Annotated in this window: 16 protein-coding genes; 9 read left to right on the top strand and 7 right to left on the bottom strand. The window is 72.1% G+C overall.

Translation table 11 applies throughout. From position 1 onward, the window contains the following. Positions 1-68 precede the first annotated feature (68 nt). The 4 genes from JOC24_RS01625 to JOC24_RS01610 all read right to left on the bottom strand — a co-directional run bounded on the left by JOC24_RS01625 (position 69) and on the right by JOC24_RS01610 (position 4,935). Positions 69-713, bottom strand: coding sequence for an imidazolonepropionase-like domain-containing protein (locus JOC24_RS01625; protein WP_205018275.1), 645 nt, complete (start codon positions 711-713; stop codon positions 69-71). Between the two features lie 7 nt (positions 714-720). Continuing rightward, complete coding sequence (mqnC, locus tag JOC24_RS01620; RefSeq protein ID WP_205018274.1) at positions 721-1,920, bottom strand: cyclic dehypoxanthinyl futalosine synthase; 1,200 nt, start codon at positions 1,918-1,920, stop codon at positions 721-723. 72 nt (positions 1,921-1,992) lie between these two features. After that, complete coding sequence (locus tag JOC24_RS01615) at positions 1,993-3,663, bottom strand: serine/threonine-protein kinase (RefSeq protein ID WP_205018273.1); 1,671 nt, start codon at positions 3,661-3,663, stop codon at positions 1,993-1,995. Between the two features lie 393 nt (positions 3,664-4,056). Next, a complete protein-coding gene (locus JOC24_RS01610) occupies positions 4,057-4,935 on the bottom strand; it encodes a menaquinone biosynthetic enzyme MqnA/MqnD family protein (RefSeq protein ID WP_205018272.1) in 879 nt (292 codons plus the stop codon). Positions 4,936-5,221: 286 nt separating this feature from the next. Between JOC24_RS01610 and JOC24_RS01605 the strand changes: the two genes are divergently transcribed. The 3 genes from JOC24_RS01605 to JOC24_RS01595 all read left to right on the top strand — a co-directional run bounded on the left by JOC24_RS01605 (position 5,222) and on the right by JOC24_RS01595 (position 9,071). Further along, complete coding sequence (locus tag JOC24_RS01605; protein WP_003967102.1) at positions 5,222-5,425, top strand: cold-shock protein; 204 nt, start codon at positions 5,222-5,224, stop codon at positions 5,423-5,425. Between the two features lie 296 nt (positions 5,426-5,721). Continuing rightward, entirely contained in the window at positions 5,722-8,676 is a 2,955-nt protein-coding gene (locus JOC24_RS01600) for an AfsR/SARP family transcriptional regulator (RefSeq protein WP_205018271.1), read from the top strand. A gap of 203 nt (positions 8,677-8,879) precedes the next feature. Further along, on the top strand, positions 8,880-9,071 hold the full coding sequence (locus JOC24_RS01595; protein ID WP_205018270.1) for a sigma-like protein: 192 nt from the start codon (positions 8,880-8,882) through the stop codon (positions 9,069-9,071). A gap of 131 nt (positions 9,072-9,202) precedes the next feature. On the opposite strand, the gene JOC24_RS01590 is transcribed toward JOC24_RS01595, so the two are convergent. Continuing rightward, positions 9,203-9,742 carry a hypothetical protein gene (locus JOC24_RS01590; protein WP_205018269.1) on the bottom strand — a complete coding sequence of 180 codons (540 nt, stop codon included), beginning with the start codon at positions 9,740-9,742 and terminating at the stop codon, positions 9,203-9,205. Between the two features lie 213 nt (positions 9,743-9,955). Between JOC24_RS01590 and JOC24_RS01585 the strand changes: the two genes are divergently transcribed. Beyond that, positions 9,956-10,621, top strand: coding sequence for a hypothetical protein (locus JOC24_RS01585; protein ID WP_205018268.1), 666 nt, complete (start codon positions 9,956-9,958; stop codon positions 10,619-10,621). 4 nt (positions 10,622-10,625) lie between these two features. On the opposite strand, the gene JOC24_RS01580 is transcribed toward JOC24_RS01585, so the two are convergent. Both JOC24_RS01580 and JOC24_RS01575 read right to left on the bottom strand, forming a co-directional pair. Next, the gene (locus tag JOC24_RS01580; RefSeq protein WP_205018267.1) at positions 10,626-13,007 is read right to left on the bottom strand and encodes an outer membrane protein assembly factor BamB family protein; all 2,382 of its coding nucleotides are present in this window, start codon (positions 13,005-13,007) and stop codon (positions 10,626-10,628) included. Between the two features lie 205 nt (positions 13,008-13,212). Continuing rightward, on the bottom strand, positions 13,213-14,007 hold the full coding sequence (locus tag JOC24_RS01575; RefSeq protein WP_205018266.1) for a VOC family protein: 795 nt from the start codon (positions 14,005-14,007) through the stop codon (positions 13,213-13,215). Between the two features lie 476 nt (positions 14,008-14,483). Here JOC24_RS01575 and JOC24_RS01570 point away from each other — a divergent pair, with 476 nt between their 5' ends. From JOC24_RS01570 to JOC24_RS01550, 5 genes are all read left to right on the top strand, one after another. Further along, positions 14,484-15,131, top strand: a complete 648-nt coding sequence (locus JOC24_RS01570) for a TetR family transcriptional regulator (protein WP_205018265.1) — start codon at positions 14,484-14,486, stop codon at positions 15,129-15,131. A gap of 141 nt (positions 15,132-15,272) precedes the next feature. Then, complete coding sequence (locus JOC24_RS01565; RefSeq protein WP_205018264.1) at positions 15,273-15,938, top strand: pyridoxine/pyridoxamine 5'-phosphate oxidase; 666 nt, start codon at positions 15,273-15,275, stop codon at positions 15,936-15,938. A 68-nt stretch (positions 15,939-16,006) separates the two neighbouring features. Then, positions 16,007-16,918: a zinc metalloprotease HtpX gene (gene htpX, locus JOC24_RS01560; RefSeq protein ID WP_205018263.1), complete on the top strand. Its 912-nt coding sequence runs from the start codon at positions 16,007-16,009 to the stop codon at positions 16,916-16,918. Positions 16,919-16,928: 10 nt separating this feature from the next. Then, complete coding sequence (locus JOC24_RS01555; protein WP_205018262.1) at positions 16,929-17,519, top strand: PspA-associated protein PspAB; 591 nt, start codon at positions 16,929-16,931, stop codon at positions 17,517-17,519. Positions 17,520-17,610: 91 nt separating this feature from the next. After that, a complete protein-coding gene (locus tag JOC24_RS01550; RefSeq protein ID WP_205018261.1) occupies positions 17,611-18,798 on the top strand; it encodes a flavin-containing monooxygenase in 1,188 nt (395 codons plus the stop codon). The last annotated feature ends 20 nt before the right edge of the window (positions 18,799-18,818 follow it).

Raw genomic sequence — 18,818 nt, 5'->3', positions numbered from 1 at the left:
GGCAGTCCCGGCGTCCCGAAACGCCACGGGAGGCGGCCCCGGCGGATGAACGCCACCTGATGGCGGGCTCAGCGCCGCCGGTACACCAGCCGCCCACCGAGCACCGTGGCCACACAGGTCGCAGCCCCCGCCGCGCACAGGGCCGCCTCGTCCGGCACGTCGAAGACCGCGAGGTCCGCGCGGCCGCCGACGGCGAGCGGGCCGTACACGGAGCCCGGCAGGTCGCGTCCGCGCACGAAGGGGTCCAGGCTCGGCCCGCCCGCGGGGGCCCCGGCGGGCGGGACCTCCGCCAGACCCGCGCGGCGCACGGCGGTGCGTACGGCGGGTTCGGCGGCGCCGACCGCGAGATGCGTGGTGCCGTGGCGCAGCATGCGCTGCAGTCCGCGCCGTACGCTGCCGGCCCGGCGGGGCCCGTCCAGCTGCCCGGCGAGGCGCTCGAACTCGGCTCCGGCCAGGGGCTCTTCGCCGAGTTCGTCCGCCTCGCGCGGGTCGGGGTGGTAGCAGCGGGTCAGCAGCGGGAGGCCGTCCCACTGGCGCAGCCCCGGGGTGAGGACGCCCGGCCACTGCCGGACCCGGGCCGACGGGTGGGCGTCCACGACCTGTTCGTACGGCCCGAGGGCCACGATCCGGTCGCCGTCCACGGCGACGGCGCCGCCGCCGACGCCTGCCGCGCCGACCGGAAGGACCAGCGGCGCGGCGTGAACGGTCAGCACCGGTGGCTCAGTTGGCGTCGAGGAGCTTCAGCTCCGGGTGCGCGGTGCCGCCTGCGATCGCCGTGGAGGAGATGTGCGAGACCACACGCTCGTCGACCGGGTCGTTCGCCGGGTCGTCGTGGACGACCAGGTGCTCGTAGGTCGTGGCGCGCTGGGCGGGGACGCGCCCCGCCTTGCGGATCAGGTCGATGATCTCGAGCCGGTTCGAGCGGTGCTTGGCGCCGGCCGAGGAGACGACGTTCTCCTCCAGCATGATCGAGCCGAGGTCGTCCGCGCCGTAGTGGAGGGAGAGCTGACCGACCTCCTTGCCGGTGGTCAGCCAGGAGCCCTGGATGTGGGCGACGTTGTCGAGGAACAGGCGGGCGATGGCGATCATCCGCAGGTACTCGAAGAGCGTGGCCTGCGTCTGTCCCTTCAGCTTGTTGTTCTCCGGCTGGTAGGTGTACGGGATGAACGCGCGGAAGCCGCCCGTGCGGTCCTGCAGGTCGCGGATCATCCGCAGGTGCTCGATGCGCTCGGCGTTGGTCTCGCCGGTTCCCATCAGCATGGTGGAGGTGGACTCGACACCGAGGCCGTGGGCGATCTCCATGATCTCCAGCCAGCGCTCGCCGGACTCCTTGAGCGGGGCGATCGCCGTGCGCGGCCGGGCGGGCAGCAGTTCGGCGCCGGCACCGGCGAAGGAGTCGAGACCGGCCGCGTGGATCCGCTCGATCGCCTCCTTCGCGGAGACGCCGGAGATCCGGGCCATGTGCTCGATCTCGGAGGCGCCCAGCGAGTGGATGACCAGCTGCGGGAACGCCTTCTTGATCGCGGAGAAGTGCTCCTCGTAGTACTCGACGCCGTAGTCCGGGTGGTGGCCGCCCTGGAACATGATCTGGGTGCCGCCCAGCTCGACGGTCTCCGCGCAGCGGCGCAGGATGTCGTCGAGGTCGCGGGACCAGCCCTTGGCCGTGTCCTTGGGCGCCGCGTAGAACGCGCAGAACTTGCAGGCCGTGACGCACACGTTGGTGTAGTTGATGTTGCGCTCGATGATGTACGTCGCGATGTGCTCCGTACCGGCGTAGCGGCGGCGGCGTACGGCGTCGGCCGCTGCCCCCAGCGCGTGCAGCGGTGCCGACCTGTACAGGTCGAGCGCCTCCTCCGGGGAGATCCGCCCGCCTTCGGCGGCGCGGTCGAGGACGGGCTGGAGGTCGGCCTTCTCGGTCACCGGGCTGTCACCTTTCGGCGGTTTCTCTGCGGATCGACGGACCGATCCAGCCTACGCCAGCCCCTGCCGGGGTCAGCCGCCGGACCGGGTGAGTGTGCCCTTCGGCTTGCCCGCGGCCTCCTCGTGGGACGCGTAGCGCAGGGTGCCGTCGGGAGCGAGGGTGAAGACCAGGTCGGCCTCGCCGCCGGTGCACATCGCGCCGGTGCGGGCGTCCGGGTCGGCGCGCTCCCGGATCTTCACCTCGGTGGCCGTGCCGGAGGAAAGGGTTCCGATGCCCTTGCAGACGACGGTCGTTCCGAGCGCGTCGAACCTGTACGACAGCCGGGCCACCTCCTCCCCCTTCTTCCCCTCGACGAACACGGCGGTGAGTGTGCCGTGCGGTGCGCCGCTGCGCTCGGTCGTGGGGCCCTTCCAGGTGCCGGCGAACACCTCGGGCAACGTGCTCACGGGCGCGGACCCCGCGGGGGTCTCCGGTGCGCCGGACGTCGGGTGCCGCGACGCCGTGGCCGCCGGGGGCTGCGCGGCGTCGTTGCCGCGGCCGCTGTCGCTGTCGCTGTCACCGCCCGGGAACATGTCCCCCAGCGTCGCGGCGCCGACGGTCACCGCGGCGAGCGCGCCCGCGACGGCCAGCGCGACGGTGCAGCTGACCCGCCGCCCCCGGCGTGTGCCGGACTGCGGTCCGGTGTCCACGGCGAGGGCGATCCGGGCGCCGGGGCCCCGCTCCCCCGTCGTCTCCGGGCCTGTCCGCGGCGGGGCGGACGGGGGCGGCGGCCCGAAGGCGCCGGGCGCCGCGCTCCCCAGGGACGCGTTGCTGAAGGGCACCGGCCCCGACCGCACCGGCTCGTCCTGCGGTTCCAGGTCCAGCAGGGCCACCGCCGACCTGCTGACCTCACGCACCAGCGGGCCCGGCAGCCAGCCGGGCGACATCAGCGCCGCGGCCCCGCCGGGTGCCAGCCTGCGGGCGAGCTCGGCGGGGGCGGGCCGTTCGGCGGGGTCCTTGTCGAGGCACGCGGCCACCAGCTCCCGGAGCCCGCCCTCCAGTTCACCGAGTTCGGGCTCCTCGTGCACGACCTTGTAGAGGAGTACGGCGGAGGAGTCGCCGACGAAGGGGGCGCTGCCGGTCGCGGCGTACGCCAGGACCGCCCCCAGGGAGAAGACGTCGGCCGCGCCGGAGATGTCCAGGCCGCGGATCTGCTCCGGCGCCATGTAGCCGGGCGAGCCGACGGAGACACCGGTGGAGGTGAGGGAGACGGTGGCGCCGAGCGCCCGGGCGATGCCGAAGTCGATCAGTCTCGGCCCGTCGAGGGCGAGCAGGACGTTGGACGGCTTCACGTCCCGGTGGATGAGGCCGTGCGCGTGCACGGCGTCGAGGGCCTCGCCGAGTCCGGCCCCCAGGGCCCGTACGGCGTACTCGGGCAGCGGGCCGTGACGGGTGACGGCGTCGGAGAGCGGTGGCCCGGCGACGTAGCCGGTCGCCACCCACGGCACGGCCGCGTCGGGGTCGGCGTCCAGGACGGGGGCCGTCCACTGCGCGCCGAGGCGCCACGCGGCGTCCACCTCGCGCCGGAACCGCGCGCGGAACTGCTCGTCGAGGGCGAAGTGGGGGTGCACGACCTTGACCGCGACGGTACGTCCGCCCGCGCTGCGGCCCAGATAGACCCGGCCCATCCCGCCCGCACCGAGTCTGCCGAGCAGTCGGTAGGCGCCGATGGTGTGCGGTTCGCCGGCTTCCAGCGGCTGCATGCGGTCTCCCCCTGTGGGCCCCGGGACTCGGACGGCAGCCTAGGCCGCCCCGGCCACGGGGTCACGGAGACCCCTTGCGCCGATATCGCCCCTATGGGCACGAAGCAGGGATTTCGCCACACGGAAAGGCGCGAATACGTCGTTCTTCCGCACCGATCCGCTTCGCCGGAGGTAGACCGGAAGGCGTTCCGGAGGACTTCCGCTATTGGTGCGGGCTTCCGGCCGGAGGGGCTCCGCGAGGGAACTCCGGACATTCGCCCCCATTCACGGGAACGGAATGCCGGAACCACGCGTCAGGGAGAAAGGCGGGCCGCCGGGGAAGACCCGGGAAGGTACGGGATTCATCTTCTTTCCGCACCATTCCCGTGTCGTCCGAGGGCGCCGCCCGAGGCGTCAGCCGCCGAGCAGTTCCACCTTCACGTCCGCCGGGAAGCCGGTCGTCGGACCGGTCCGCCGGGCGAACTCGCGCACGCCCGCCAGTTGGTCCGGGCCGAAGCGGAAGTCCAGGGTGGTGAAGTAGCGCTCCAGCACCTCGGCGTCGAACGACTCCCAGCGCGCCGCCTGCTCCGCGACCTTGGCGACCTCTTCCAGCGAGAGGTCGCGGGAGGCCAGGAACGCCTCGTGGACCTTCTCCACGTAGTCGGGGTGCGAGGCCAGGTAGTCCTTGCGCACCGCCCAGACCGCGAACACGAACGGCAGCCCGGTCCACTCCTTCCACATCTCGCCCAGGTCGTGGACCTGCAGTCCGAGCCGGGGGGCGTCGTGAAGGTTCGCCCGCAGCGCGGCGTCACCGATGAGGACGGCCGCGTCGGCCTCCTGCATCATCAGGCCGAGGTCCGGCGGGCAGGTGTAGTAGTCGGGCGCGACGCCGTACCGCTCGGCGAGCAGCAGCTGGGCCAGCCGTACGGAGGTGCGCGAGGTCGAGCCGAGGGCCACCCGGGCCCCGTCCAGCTGGTCCAGGGGAAGCTGGGACACGATCACGCACGACATGACGGGGCCGTCGCAGCCGACCGCGATGTCGGGGAGGGCGACCAGGTCGTCGGCGTTGCGCAGGAACTCCACCAGGGTGACGGGACCGATGTCGAGGTCCCCCCTGACCAGCTGCTCACTGAGTCTTTCAGGGGTGTCCTTCGAGAGCTCGAGGTCGAGCAGCGTCCCGGTCCGTGCCAGGCCCCAGTAGAGGGGGAGGCAGTTCAGGAACTGGATGTGGCCGACGCGCGGCCTGCTGCGACGGTCGTCGCCTTCTACGGGAGAGACGGTTGAATTGTCCACATCGCGAGGCTAGACCTGTCGCTTCCGGCAGCCGCCATCGGGGCACCCGGACCGCTCCGCGAAGGCCTTGTCCGTCACCTCTCAGGGGGCCCGGTCAAACATCCGGGTGAAGTGATCTTTCCCTCTACCGCTCCCCGCAGACTGCGTGCTAGGCTCGCCCGCAAGTTGCAGTTTGGTTTCCCTTGCAGTACAGAGCCTGCGGAGCATGTAACCCGCAGGCTTTTGTAGTTTTCAGACTTGTTTGCAGGTTCTGGAGCAGGGCAACCCTTTGGCCCAAGGAGGGCTTATGGCTACCGGAACCGTCAAGTGGTTCAACGCTGAAAAGGGCTTCGGCTTCATCGCCCAGGACGGCGGCGGCCCGGATGTCTTCGTCCACTACTCCGCGATCAACGCGTCCGGGTTCCGCTCCCTCGAGGAGAACCAGGTCGTGAACTTCGACGTCACTCAGGGACCCAAGGGTCCGCAGGCTGAGAACGTCACCCCGGCCTAGTTGCCCGGGTCGGCCGATCGCGGCCGAGTGAGCAGTACCCAAGGAGCCCCGCTCCCCCGCTTCGGCGGGGGAGCGGGGCTCCTGCCTGTTCGAGAAGGGCGCGGCAATTCCCGTCGGCTGACCTGACGTCACCCTCCGTACGGGCCCTCGTCCCCGATCGTGTCGAGGGCCTGTGCAGAGCGCACCCGATACTGACGAGCCCGCCCGGAACAAGGCAGACTGTTGACCGCGATACCAGCGGTACGGAGCAGAGCGGGAACAGCGGTACCGGCGGGGCAAGCAGGACAGGGGGCATCATGGACCGCGACAACGGACCCGGCGTGCGCGTTCCGGAGCAACGCGTGCCGCGGGAACGGGCGGCCGGCACCGAGCTGCGGTTCACCGTGCTCGGCCCCGTACGCGCCTGGCGCGGCAGCGAGGCCCTGCCGTCGGGTTCTCCGCAGCAACGCGCCCTGCTCGCCGCGCTGCTCCTGCGCGACGGCCGCACGGCCACCGCAGCCGAACTCATCGACGCCCTCTGGGGCGACGACCCCCCGTCCCAGGCGCTGGCGACGGTACGGACGTACGCGTCCCGGCTCCGCAAGACCCTGGGCCAGGACACCCTGGTCAGCGAGGCCGGCGGATACGCCGTCCGGGTCCCCCGTGAGGCCCTGGACCTGACGCTCGCCCAGGACCTCGCGTCCGAGGCGGAGAAGGCGCGCGGCGGCGGCGACCGCTGCCAGGCCCGCACGCTGATCAACAAGCTGCTCGGCCTCTGGGACGGCGAGGCCCTCGCCTCCCTCCCCGGCCCGTACGCCGAGAACCAGCGCACCAGCCTGGAGGAATGGCGCCTCCAGCTCACCGAGACCCGTCTCGACCTGGACCTGGAGGTCGGCTGCCACGCGGAGGCGGTCTCCGAACTGACCGCGCTCACCGCCGCACAGCCCCTGCGCGAGCGCCTGCGCGAACTGCTGATGGTGGCCCTGTACCGCAGCGGCCGCCAGGCCGAGGCGCTCGCGGTGTACGCCGACACCCGTCGGCTGCTCGCCGAGGAACTGGGCGTCGACCCCCGCCCCGAACTGTCCCAGCTCCAGCAGCGGATCCTCCGGGCGGACGAGGAGCTGGCCCGCCCGGCCGACGATCCGGCCCCCGCCGCCGCCCCGGTCCGCCCGGCCCAGCTCCCCGCCACGGTCCCGGACTTCACGGGCCGGGCCGCGTTCGTACGCGAGCTGGGTGACCGGCTCGCGAGCGCAGAGGGCTCCGTCATGGCGGTCTCCGCACTGGCCGGCATCGGCGGCGTCGGCAAGACCACCCTCGCCGTCCACGTCGCCCACCAGGCACGCCCGCACTTCCCGGACGGCCAGCTGTACGTCGACCTCCAGGGCGCGGGGGGCAGGGCCGCCGAACCCGACACCGTACTCGGCGCGTTCCTGCGCGCACTGGGCACCGCCGACTCCGCGATCCCGGACTCCCTGGACGAGCGGGCCGCTCTCTACCGCTCCACTCTCGACGGCCGCCGCATCCTGGTCCTGCTCGACAACGCCCATGACGCGGCCCAGATCCGGCCGCTGCTCCCCGGCACCGAAGGTTGTGCGGCGCTGGTCACCAGCCGTGTCCGCATGGTCGACCTGGCCGGAGCGCACCTGGTGGACCTGGACGTGATGTCCCCCGAGGAGGCCCTGCAGCTCTTCACCCGCATCGTCGGCGACGAGCGCGTCCTCGCGGAGCGCGAGGCGGCCCTGGACGTGGTGGCCGCGTGCGGCTTCCTTCCGCTGGCCATCCGCATCGCGGCCTCCCGGCTGGCCTCCCGCCGCACCTGGACGGTCTCGGTGCTGGCCGCGAAGCTCGCCGACGAGCGCCGCCGCCTCGACGAACTCCAGGCCGGTGACCTCGCGGTGAAGGCCACCTTCGAGCTCGGCTACGGACAGCTAGAACTGGCCCAGGCCCGCGCCTTCCGCCTCCTGGGCCTGGCGGACGGCCCCGACATCTCCCTCGCCGCGGCGGCCGCGCTGCTGAATCTGGACCCCCACACGGCGGAGGACCTCCTGGAGTCCCTCGTGGACACCAGCCTCCTGGAATCGGCAGCCCCGGGCCGCTACCGCTACCACGACCTGGTACGCCTCTACGCGCGTGCGTGCGCCGAACGCGACGAACAGCCGCCGGTCGGAAGGGAGCTGGCGCTGTCGCGGCTGCTGGACTTCTACCTGGCGACGGCGGCGGGGGTGTACGCGCTGGAGCGGCCGGGAGACCGGCTGGTCGCTCACCTGGAGCCGACGCGGTATCCGGGGCTCACTTTCGAGGACCGCCATTCCGCTCTGGACTGGCTCTACTCCGAGGCGAACTGCCTCCTGGCATGCGCGCGGCAGTCGACGGGCCACAGCATGCTTCGCCGAGCGGTCGACCTCTTGTGGGCCGCGAAGGACCTGGCGGAGTCGGGAGCGAACTCGAAGAGTTACGAGTCGGCGGCCCTGACGACACGGGACGCCGCCCAGGCCTACGGTGACGCACACGCCGAGGGCCGGGCCCGGACCACCATCACCAACGTCCTCATCGTGGCGGGCCGTTTCGACGAGGCCGACGCCGAGGCCCAGCGAGCCATGCAGCTCGCGCGTTCCGCCGAGGACCCGGTTCCCAACTGCTGGGCGCCCAACGACCGGGGTGTGATCGCCATCTATCAGGGGCGGCACGAGGAGGGGGAGCGGTATCTGCTCCAGGCCATCGAGAACTTCCGGGCCGACAGCAACTACGTCGGCCAGGCGAGCGCCCTGTGCAACCTCTCCCGGATCCACGTCTCCCTCGGCCGCATTCCCAGTGCGATAGAGCTCGCACAGCAGGGCATCGACATCTATGACCGGATGGGTCTCAGTCTCCGCTTGGCGAACGGCCGTTACGCCCTCGGCATCGCCCTGACCCGAGCGGGCCGACTGCCCGAGGCCTTGAAGCAGCTCACCGAGGCGCTGGCGCTCTTCCATGACAACCGGCAGCCGTTGTGGGAAGGCGTCACGCATTTCCGGCTGGCGGAGGCTCACCTCGCCGCGTTTCGCCCCACCCTGGCGGCCGCCCACGCGGAACAGGCGATCGCACTCCGGGGCATCGGCGGCGAGTGGCGCCGCGGCACTGTGCTGACCGTTCTGGGCAGGGCGCTCGACAGTATCGGCCAGCCCGACCGCGCAAGGGCATGCTGGCTCGAAGCACTCGCGATCTACGAGCAGTTGGACGTACCCGAGGCGGAGGAAGCACGCCTGTTGCTGACACCCGTGGCTGCTGCGTAGCCGCAGCCGCTGCGTTCATCGTTCGTTTATCGCCGGGCGTCAGTCTGTAATCCATCGAGCCGTCGCGTCGGGGGGCAGACGGATCGAGGGTACGGCCGTCCCACTAGGGTGAGCGGCCCTGAGATGCCCGCCCGGCGATCCACGGGGGAATTGCCGGGCGGACATCGCCGACCTTTGCATGGAACGACGAACGGGAGCTGACGATGAGCGAAGCGAAGAAGGCCAAGGACGACCTCCTCAAGCCGCAGGACAACCACGCGTCCGACGCCGGCACGGACGTCACCACGCAGGACAACCACGCCTCGGGCGGCGGCATCACCACCCTGGACAACCACGCCTCCGGTGGAGAGATCACGACGCTGGACAACCACGCGTCGGCTCCGAGCCCCAAGTAGACCGTATTCGCACGGGGGAGGCGGCCGCGGCGGCGCGGAGGGGGAGCCGTCGCGGCCACCGCATGTCGGCGCACACGGAGCAGGGCCCGAGCCGTTCGGCTCGGGCCCTGCTCCGTGTGCGCCGAGCGGCGTCAGGAACGCCCCTCCGCCGTGACCCGGCAGCGCTTCACCTTGGAGACCAGGCGCGGGCTGTCCATCCTGATCGTCAGCATCCTGGTCTCGTCCTGTTCCAGGGAGACCGTGGCCTCGCCCGTGTCGACGGTCCGGCCCGCGCCGTCAAGGAACGTCACGTCCACGTCGTACGTGTTCGTGCGGCCGGCCGTCGAGCGGATCTCGACCGTCGACGAGGTCGTCGCCCTGCGCTTGCCCTTCTTGGGCTGGGCACAGCGCACGACGCGGATGTCGGGGGCGTCCGACGCCGTGGAGCCGGGCGTCGGGGTGGAGTACGTGGAACCGCCTGACGAACCCGACGAGCTGTCGCCGTAATCGTCGTCGTCGTAGTCGCGGTAGCCGCTGTTGCTCTTCTTCGAGTTGGAGCAGCCACCGCCACTCGAACCGCCACTGCTGCGGCTCTTCCCGCTCTTGCCACCGTGACTGGACGTGGAGAATCCGGTGAGCGCGAGCACCACCACGACCAGAACCGCCGCGAACCTCATCCGTCGCCGCACCATCGATGCAGCCCCCCTAGCTGTAGTCGGCTACTCCGGCCGTCGCACGGCCGCGCGACAACGCTACTCACAGCATTCCCGCCACTCACCCATGGGGCAGTCATGACCCTGTCACGATCTTGTCATGGTCTCCGATGGCAGGGACGATCGGCCGGGCGTAGCGTCGAGCCGGGGAGCGGTGCGCACAGCCGTGCGCCATGGCCCGGGAGGCTGTCGATGATCCGCAATGTCCTCGGCTCCGTCGTCGCCCTCGTGGGAGCGGCGGCCGCCGTGCAGAGCCCCTTCCACAGCTGGTACGCCGACCGCCTCGGGCGGGACTACCGCGTCCAGGACCTGTTCGGCGGCATCACCGGGGTCTCGTCGTCCGTCATGGGCTCGGTCCTGCTGCCGTTCCTCTTCGCCGCCCTGGTGACGATCGTGGGGGTCGTGCTGCGGTCACGCTGGGTGGTGGCCCTCGCGGGGCTGGTCGTCCTCGGCTTCACCGTGCTGTGGATGGTCCGCCAGGGGCAGGCCGCGGGAAGCCTGACGGTCGACGGCGCCGGCTCCGGCCTCCGCTGGGGCGTGGCGCAGGCCCTGGCCGGCGGTGTGCTGCTCCTGCTGGGCGCGCTCGTGATGTCGGGGCGCAGGGGGACGCGGCGGCGGCAGGCCGCCGAGCCCTATCCGGTGCCGCCGGACGACCACCCCGACACCTGGCCGCCGACGCAGGAGCCGGGGCCCGCCGCGCAGACGTCGCCGGGGCCGGAGCCCGAGGCGGATCCGTACACCGGGCCCGGCCGGCACCGGGCTTCGCCCTCCGACGAGGACACCGCCCAGTACCCGGTCCAGTACCCCGTCGAGGGCGACCGGCAGGACCGGGACCGGTATCACCCGCCCCACCCCTGAGGCCTCAGGCGCGGGCCCTGTTGCCCGTCCCGGTGCCCTTCAGCGCGTCCAGCGCGTACACGCAGCGGTCCTTGCTGCAGGCGTACACGACACCCCCCTGCACCACCGGGGAACCCGTGATCTCACCGCCTGTGGCCAGCTTCCAGCGGAGCTGCCCGCCTGCCGCGTCCAGGGTGTAGAGCACGTGGTCGGCCGACCCGAAGTGGACTCTGCCGTCCGCGACCACGGGTGCGCCGACCACCTCGCCGCCCGCGGCGAAGCGCCACTTCGGCGTACCGGTCACCGCGTCCAGGGTGTAGAGCGCGCTGCCGCTTCCGACGTGCACGTTGCCCCCCGTGACCAGCGCGGGTTCGACGGACTGCCGGGCCTCCGTCGCGATCCGCCAGCGGTCCTTGCCGGTGGAGGCGTCCAGGGCGTACACGGTGCCGAGGTAGTCGGCGAGGTACACCCCGCCGCCCGTGACCGCGGGACCCGGCGCGAAGGCGGGCGGGGAGAGGAAGACCGCCGGTGACTCGAAGTGCCAGCGCACCCGGCCCGAGGCCGTGTCCACGGCCAGCACCCGCGTCCCCGCGGCGACGTACACGGAGCCGTCGGACGCGGGCGTCAGGCGGACCGGGACCCCGCCGCAGGACGCGGCGTCGCCCACGGGGTACGACCAGCGCTCCGTACCGGTGCGCGCGTCGACGGCCCGCAGCCGGGCGTCCTGCCAGAGGTAGACCGTGCCGTCGTGGATGACGGGCCCGGCCTCCGGCGTCTCGAAGTCCGTCTGGGCTCCGGTGGTCTCCCACAGTTTCTCGCCGCTGGACGCCTCCCACGCCTGTACGCCGCCGCCTCGCGTCCCGGTCAGGACGGTGCCGCGGTCGGCCTTGAGGGAGTACACCCAGGCGTCCGTCTGGAGCCGCCACCGCTCGGTGCCGGTCGCCGCGTCCAACGCGTACAGGGACGGACCGTCCGAGGCGTGGATCCGGCCGCCGTCGACGGCCATCGACCAGGCCACGTCGCGGGTCTTGAACTGGCGTCTCCCGTTGCCCACGTCCAGGGCGTGGACCTCGAAGGACGTCACGTACAGCAGGTCGCCGACCACGACGGGCGTGCCCCACACGTCGTTCGACATGCGGAAACGCCACGGACGCCAGCGCTCCGGCGCCGCGTCGGGGGCCGGCGCGGGGGCGGGCGCGGGGGCGGGCGGCGGAGCCGCCGGAGCGGCGGAGGTGTGCCCGGCGGGCGGGCGCACCCAGCCGGTGGCCGGGTCCGCGTGCGCGGCGGCGGGGCCGCGTACGTCCACGGGGCGCGGTCCCGGGCCGATCGGCACCTGGGCACCGCCCAGCCGTACGGGACCGCCGTCGGGGGCGGGCGCCGAGACCGGGGCGGGGGCCGGTGCTGTCCGCAGGTCGCCGCCGCTGCGCCACGCCCCACCCCAGTCGGCACCCGGCGGAGGCCGCTGCGGAGGCGGCGGCACGGCCACGGGGGCCGGCGCGACGGCGACGGTGCGGCCGCCTCCCCGGCGCTGCTCGATCATCGCGGTAGCGACGGTCGGCAGCCAGGCCGACGCCGTGCCGCTGTCGTCGCTGCCCGAGGCGAACAGGTGCGGGGCCAGCTGGGACTGCAGGTCGGCCGGGCTGGGCCGCCGGGTCGCGTCCATCTGCATGCAGGACTCGATGAGCGGCCGCAGGTCGTCGGGGAGCCCCTCGGTGTCGGGGCCCTCCCGCAGCAGCATGAACACGGTCTCGACGGGATTCGCCCCGTGGAAGGGGGCGTGGCCCGTCGCAGCGAAGACGAGGGTCGACCCGAGCGAGAACACATCGCTGGCGCCCGTCACGCTGCGCGAGTCGCGGGCCTGCTCCGGAGACATGTAAGCGGGCGTGCCCACCGCCACGTTCGTCATGGTCAGCCGGGTGTTGGAGACGCCGGACGCGATGCCGAAGTCGATCACCCGCGGGCCGTCCTCGACCACCAGGACGTTGGACGGCTTCAGGTCGCGGTGGACGAGGCCCGCCCCGTGGATCGACTGCAGGGCCTCCGCGATCCCGGCGGCCAGCCAGCGCACGGCCTGCGTCGGCATCGGACCGCACTCACTCACTATCTCCTCGAGGGAGGGAGCGGGCACGTAGGCGGTGGCCAGCCAGGGCACGGCCGCCCTCGGGTCGGCGTCGACCACGGCGGCGGTGTAGAAACCGCTGACCGCGCGAGCGGCCTCCACCTCCCGTGTGAAGCGGACCCGGAACAGCTGGTCCTCGGCCAGTTCCGTACGGACCGTCTTGATCGCCACCCGCCGGCCCGACGCCGACCTCGCCAGATAGACCAGCCCCATGCCGCCGGCCCCGAGCCGTCCCAGCACCTCGAACGGGCCGATCCGCCTCGGGTCATGCTGCGTCAGCTGCTCCACTTGCCTGCCACCTCCCCGTACGGACCTCAGGAACAGAAGCCCGCGAAATCCCGCCCTGTGCAGCGTCTCACCACTGGGCACCACTTGGCGGTGCGCACCCTTGATTCTTCCTGTCCCGGGCCCCGGTTGCGAACCCGGGGGCGAGTCGGGGTGTTGTGTGGCACTCCATCCCTTTCAGGACACCTGCCGGGAAGGGACGGGAAGACTAGGAAAGCAGTTCGGCCGGCTGGAGTACGGCGAAAGCCGCACCCTGGTCGTCCTGGAGGACCGCCATCCGCCCGTACGGGATGTCGAGGGGCGGGGCCGTGATCCGGCCACCGAGGCGTACGGCGGCCTCGGCCGCGCGGTCGCAGTCGGCGACGGCGAAGTAGGTGAGGAAGTAGCTGGGCAGCATCTCGGGGAACGCGTCCGTGATGACCGCGCGCCCGCCGATCGCCGTGTCCTCACCCGGCTCGGCCCCGGCGGGCGACCAGATCCGGAACGGCTCCGCCGTCCCGTCGTCGCCGGGCAGTTCGACATCGGTCCCCCGGAAGCCGAAGACCTCCTCGTAGAAGGCGTCCACGCGCTCCGGCTGCCGGGTGTGGACCTCGGTCCAGCAGAAGGCTCCCGGCGCGTTCGCCTTCTCGAAACCGGCGCGCTCACCCGCCTGCCACAGGCCGAAGACCGCACCCCCGGGGTCCGCCGCCTGCGCCAGGACCCCGGCCCCTGCGGCCCGCACCGGATCGGTGATCACCTGTCCGCCCGCCTTACGGACCAGGGCCACGGTGGCGAGGATGTCGTCGGTGGAGAAGTAGACGCCCCAGGTCGTGGGCATGCGGCCGTCCTTCTTGGCGGCCAGCGCGGCGACGAGTTCGCCTTCGCTGTACGCGTCGGCGAAGGGCATGCCGTCCCCGGCGTGGAAGGTCCACCCGAAGAGCCCGCCGTAGAAGCGCTTGCCCGCCTCCAGGTCGGAGAGCTGCACGTCCACCCAGCACGGCGCGGACTGCGCGAATGCGGCCATGGCCCGGGTCCTTCCGTCGCGGTGAAGGTCGCGTGAGGTCGCGGCGAGGTCGCGGTGACACCCCCGGCGCTCCGCGGCGGCGAGCTGTGGAGCGCTGTGGACCGCGGCGACGGCGACCGTGACGCCCGTCACACTCAACGTAGCGCCGGGGGCCCCGCGGCGCGCCCCGACGGCCCGAATGGAACCTTTGCCCGAATCGTGAAGGTCCGGTGACCCGTGTGGACGGAAGTTGTCCACCGAAGTTATCCACAGGCTGTTGATAACAACATCACTCCGGAACGCGTCCGAGACGGCCCGAAGCGGCCGGAAGCGGCCGGAAGCGGCCGGAAGAGCAATTCCGCGAATTGTTCACGCCCGCGCGAAAATGGCCTCACCCCGCCACGGGGAATTGCGCTGTTCACCCCGTCCTGACTGGAGCGTTCCCCATTTGCAGTCGGTCAGATCGCGCTCGGATCACCCCTCGGTAAGCTGACGGCATGACAGGACAAGTGCGCACCGTCGACGGCCGCGTGGCTGGTCGGCGCGGTCAGGCGACGCGGCAGAAGCTGCTCGACTGCCTCAGCGAGATGCTCAGCTCCTCGCCGTACCGGGACGTCAAAGTCATCGACGTGGCCCGCAAGGCGGGGACTTCACCCGCGACTTTCTACCAGTATTTCCCCGACGTCGAGGGCGCCGTTCTCGAACTCGCCGAGGAAATGGCAAAGGAAGGAACCGGCCTGACCGAACTGGTCGGCGGGCGTTCCTGGGTCGGCAAGGCCGGCTGGCAGGCCTCCGAAGAACTGGTCGAGGGGTTCCTCGACTTCTGGCGCCGCCACGACGCGATCCTCCGCGTCGTGGACCTCGGCGCGGCCGAGGGCGACAAGCGGTTCTACAAGATCCGCATGAAGGTCCTGAACTCGGTCACCAACTCCCTGACGGACGCGGTCAAGGAGCTCCAGTCCAAGGGCAGGGTGGACAAGGACGTCAACCCCGGCGCGGTGGCCGGATCCCTCGTCGTGATGCTGGCGGGAGTCGCCTCGCACCAGAAGGGCTTCACCACCTGGGGTGTGAAGCAGGCCGAACTCCGCCCGAACCTCGCCCTGTTGGTTCATCTGGGCATCACCGGCAAGAAGCCGGTCAGGTAGGCGCCGGCCAGGACTCCCCCGCACACACCGGACGCCGCAACCCTCCGCGGCCCCCCGCGTCCTGTCTCACCGACGGCGGACCACCCCTGTGGTCCGCCGTCGGCGTTCCCGCACCGGCCCGCGACGCTGTGGAATGGACCCATGAGCGATGCACAGAACGACTTCCGCGACCTGCTCCGCGCGCAGCGCGTCTGGGACGTGCCCCTCCCCGGCTTCGACCCGTCCGGCGCACCCGCCGCTCCCCTCCCCCTCTTCCACACCTGGTTCGCCGAGGCGGTGGCGGCCGGGCAGGCCGAGCCGCACACCATGACCCTGGCGACCGCGGACCCCGACGGCCGGCCCGATGTGCGCACGCTGACGCTGCACGACGCGGACGAGCACGGCTGGCACTTCGCCACGCACGCGACCAGCGCGAAGGGCCGCCAGCTCGCGGCGCGCCCGGACGCGGCGCTCGGCTTCTACTGGCCCGCCCAGGGCCGCCAGGTGCGCGTACGGGGTACGGCGGTCGCGGCGAGCCGTGAGGAGAGCCGGGCCGATCTACGGGTCAGGTCCACCGGTGCGCTGGCCGCCGCGCTGACCGGATCACAGAGCGACGTGCTGCCCTCGCGGGAAGACCTCGTACGGGCCTCCGAGGCGGCCTGGCTGCGCGCGCAGGCGGAGCCGGACGCCGAGGCGGAGACCTGGACGCGGTATGCGGTCGAGCCGCAGGAGGTGGAGTTCTTCCAGGGCGACGACCGCCGCAGGCACGTGCGGCTGCGCTACCGCCGGGACGGCGCGGGTTGGACCCGCGAGCTCCTCTGGCCCTGAACAGGTCCTTATACGTCTTTTGCATGAAAGGGGCACTATGGGAGTCAGGTGAGCCACTGGAGGCACCCATGGCACGAACCCGTTCCCGCTACGCCCCCGACCGCGGTCTGACCACCCGCATGGTGAGCACGATGTTCTTCATCGGCCTGCTGTACGTGGTCCTGGTGGGCGTACTGCTGGCCGTCCTGCGCGGCGCCTGGCCCATCATCCTGATCCTGGCGGGCGGGATGTTCGTCGCCCAGTTCTGGTTCAGCGACCGCATCGCGGCGTACGGCATGGGCGCCCGGGAGGTCACCCCGCAGCAGGCACCTGAGCTGCACGGGGCGATCGACCGGATCTGCGCCCTCGCCGACATGCCCAAACCCCGGGTGGCCATCGCGCGCAGCGACGTGCCGAACGCCTTCGCGACCGGCCGCAGCGAGAAGACCGCCCTGGTCTGCGCCACGACCGGGCTGCTGCGCAGACTGGAGCCCGAGGAGCTCGAAGGCGTCCTGGCGCACGAGATGTCGCACGTCGCGCACCGCGATGTCGCGGTGATGACGATCGCGTCGTTCCTCGGGGTCCTCGCCGGAGTCGTCACCCGGGTCGCCCTGTGGGGCGGCTTCGCCCGCAACAGCCGGGGCAACGACCCGGCGGGCATCATCATCATGCTCATCCCGCTGATCAGCGCGGTCGTGTACGCCCTCAGCTTCCTGCTGACCCGGCTGCTCTCCCGCTACCGCGAGCTCTCCGCCGACCGCACGGCCGCACTGCTCACCGGCCGCCCCTCGGCGCTCGCCTCCGCCCTCACCAAGGTGAGCGGGCAGATGGCCCGGATCCCGACGGAGGACCTGCGGAAGGCGGAACCGTACAACGCCTTCTACTTCGTGCCCGCCTTCGCCTCCAAGGAGAGCCTGGGCCGGCTGCTCTCCTCCCACCCGACCCTCGAACAGCGTCTGGACCAGCTGGCCCGCATCTCCGCCGGCCTGTCCCACCCGTGAGGAGCCAGCCGTGGGCCTGCTCGACAGCATCCTGGGGCGCAGCAAGCCCGTCCGCCCCGACCTCGACCAGCTCTTCGCGGTCCCCTCCGCCGCGCTCACCCTCCAGGCCGGCACCGGATTCGCACCGACCGGATCCGGCTCGGTGTGCTTCGCGGGGGTGGAGGGCGGCATGTTCGCCCGTGTCCAGCAGGACGTGAGGGAGTTGCTCGACGCGGACACGGGACGGGGCGGGATCCCAGTCGGGTTCAGCCGTGACGCCTACGGCTACACCTGGCTGCTCGCCCGCCAGGAGCCGGGGTCCGAGGGCACCGCGGCCCTGGTCAATGACCTGCACGCGGTCAACACCCTCCTGCAGGACGGCGGCTTCGGCCCTCATCTGCTCTGCTCGATGATCGGGTTCCGGAATCCGGAGGGGCGTCCGCTGGCGCTGGTCTACCTCTACAAGCGGGGCACCTTCTATCCGTTCGCCCCGGCTCCGGGCGGTGGGGAGAAGCGTGACAACCAGCTGGAGCTCCAGGTGCGCGCCGTGCTCGGGGACGACCTCCGGGTGGAGGACGACCTGTCGCGCTGGTTCCCGGTGTGGGGTGCGCCGGGGCTCTGAGCGGGCCCGCTCACCCGCCCGTGATCATTTCGCAACCGATTCCCGCCCGGACCGGAACCCATCATGTTCATGTCCGATTACGCTCCGAACCATGCCAGACAGCACATCCACCCCCGGTGACGCCCAGCCCTCGTCGATCGACCGCACCGACGGCCGACCGGTCTATGTGATCGGCGGTGGCCCGGGCGGCCTCGCCACCGCGGCGGCCCTGCGGGAGCGGGGCGTACGGGCGGTGGTCCTGGAGAAGACCGGCGACGTGGGGGCGTCCTGGCGCCGCCACTACGACCGGCTGCACCTCCACACGACCCGCCGCTGGTCCGCACTGCCGGGGCTGGCGATGCCCCGCAGGTTCGGGCGCTGGGTGTCGCGCGAGGACATGGTGCGCTACCTGGAGAAGTACGCCGAGCACCACGAGCTCGAGGTGGTCACGGGCGTCGAGGTCTCCCGGATCGACCGGACCGACGACGGCTCGGGCTGGCAGCTGAGCGCGACCGGCGGCCGGGTGCTGACCGGACGTGCCGTGGTGGTGGCCACCGGCTTCAACCACACCCCGCGGATTCCCGGATGGCCGGGGAGCGAGGGGTTCACCGGCGAACTGGTGCACGCCTCGGAGTACCGCTCCCCGGCCCCGTACGCGGGCAAGGACGTCCTGGTCGTCGGCATCGGCAACACCGGCGCGGAGATCGCCGTGGACCTGGTCGAGGGCGGGGCGTCCCGGGTCCGGATCGCGGTCCGTACGGTCCCGCACATCGTGCGCCGCTCGACGGCCGGCTGGCCCGCCCAGGCGACCGCCGTGCTGGTGCGAAGGCTGCCGGTCCGGCTCGTCGACCGGGCGGGCCGCCTCATGTGCCGCGTCTCCGTACCCGACCTGGCGGAGCAGGGTCTCCCCCGCCCCGACACGGGCCTGTACTCCCGGGTCAAGGAGGGCGCGATCCCCGTCCAGGACGTCGGGCTGATCGACGCGGTGCGGAGCGGCGAAGTGGTTCCCGTGGCGACGGTCGGGTCGTTCGACGGGGACGCGGTGGTGCTGGCGGACGGCACGCGGATCACCCCGGACGCGGTGATAGCGGCGACCGGTTACGAACGCGCCCTGGAGGGCCTGGTAGGTCATCTCGGCGTGCTGGACCCGAGGGGCCGCCCCGTGGTGCACGGCGCGCGCACCCCGGACGGGGCGCCGGGCCTGTACTTCACGGGCTTCACCAATCCGATCAGCGGGATGCTCCGCGAGATGGCCCTGGACGCGCGGAGGATAGCCGCCCGCCTGGCCAAGGCGCGCTGACGGCGGGAGCGGGTGCCTCG

The organism is Streptomyces sp. HB132, from assembly GCF_016909575.1.
Lineage (GTDB): Bacteria > Actinomycetota > Actinomycetes > Streptomycetales > Streptomycetaceae > Streptomyces.
This window is presented reverse-complemented; position numbering and strand designations above follow the sequence as displayed.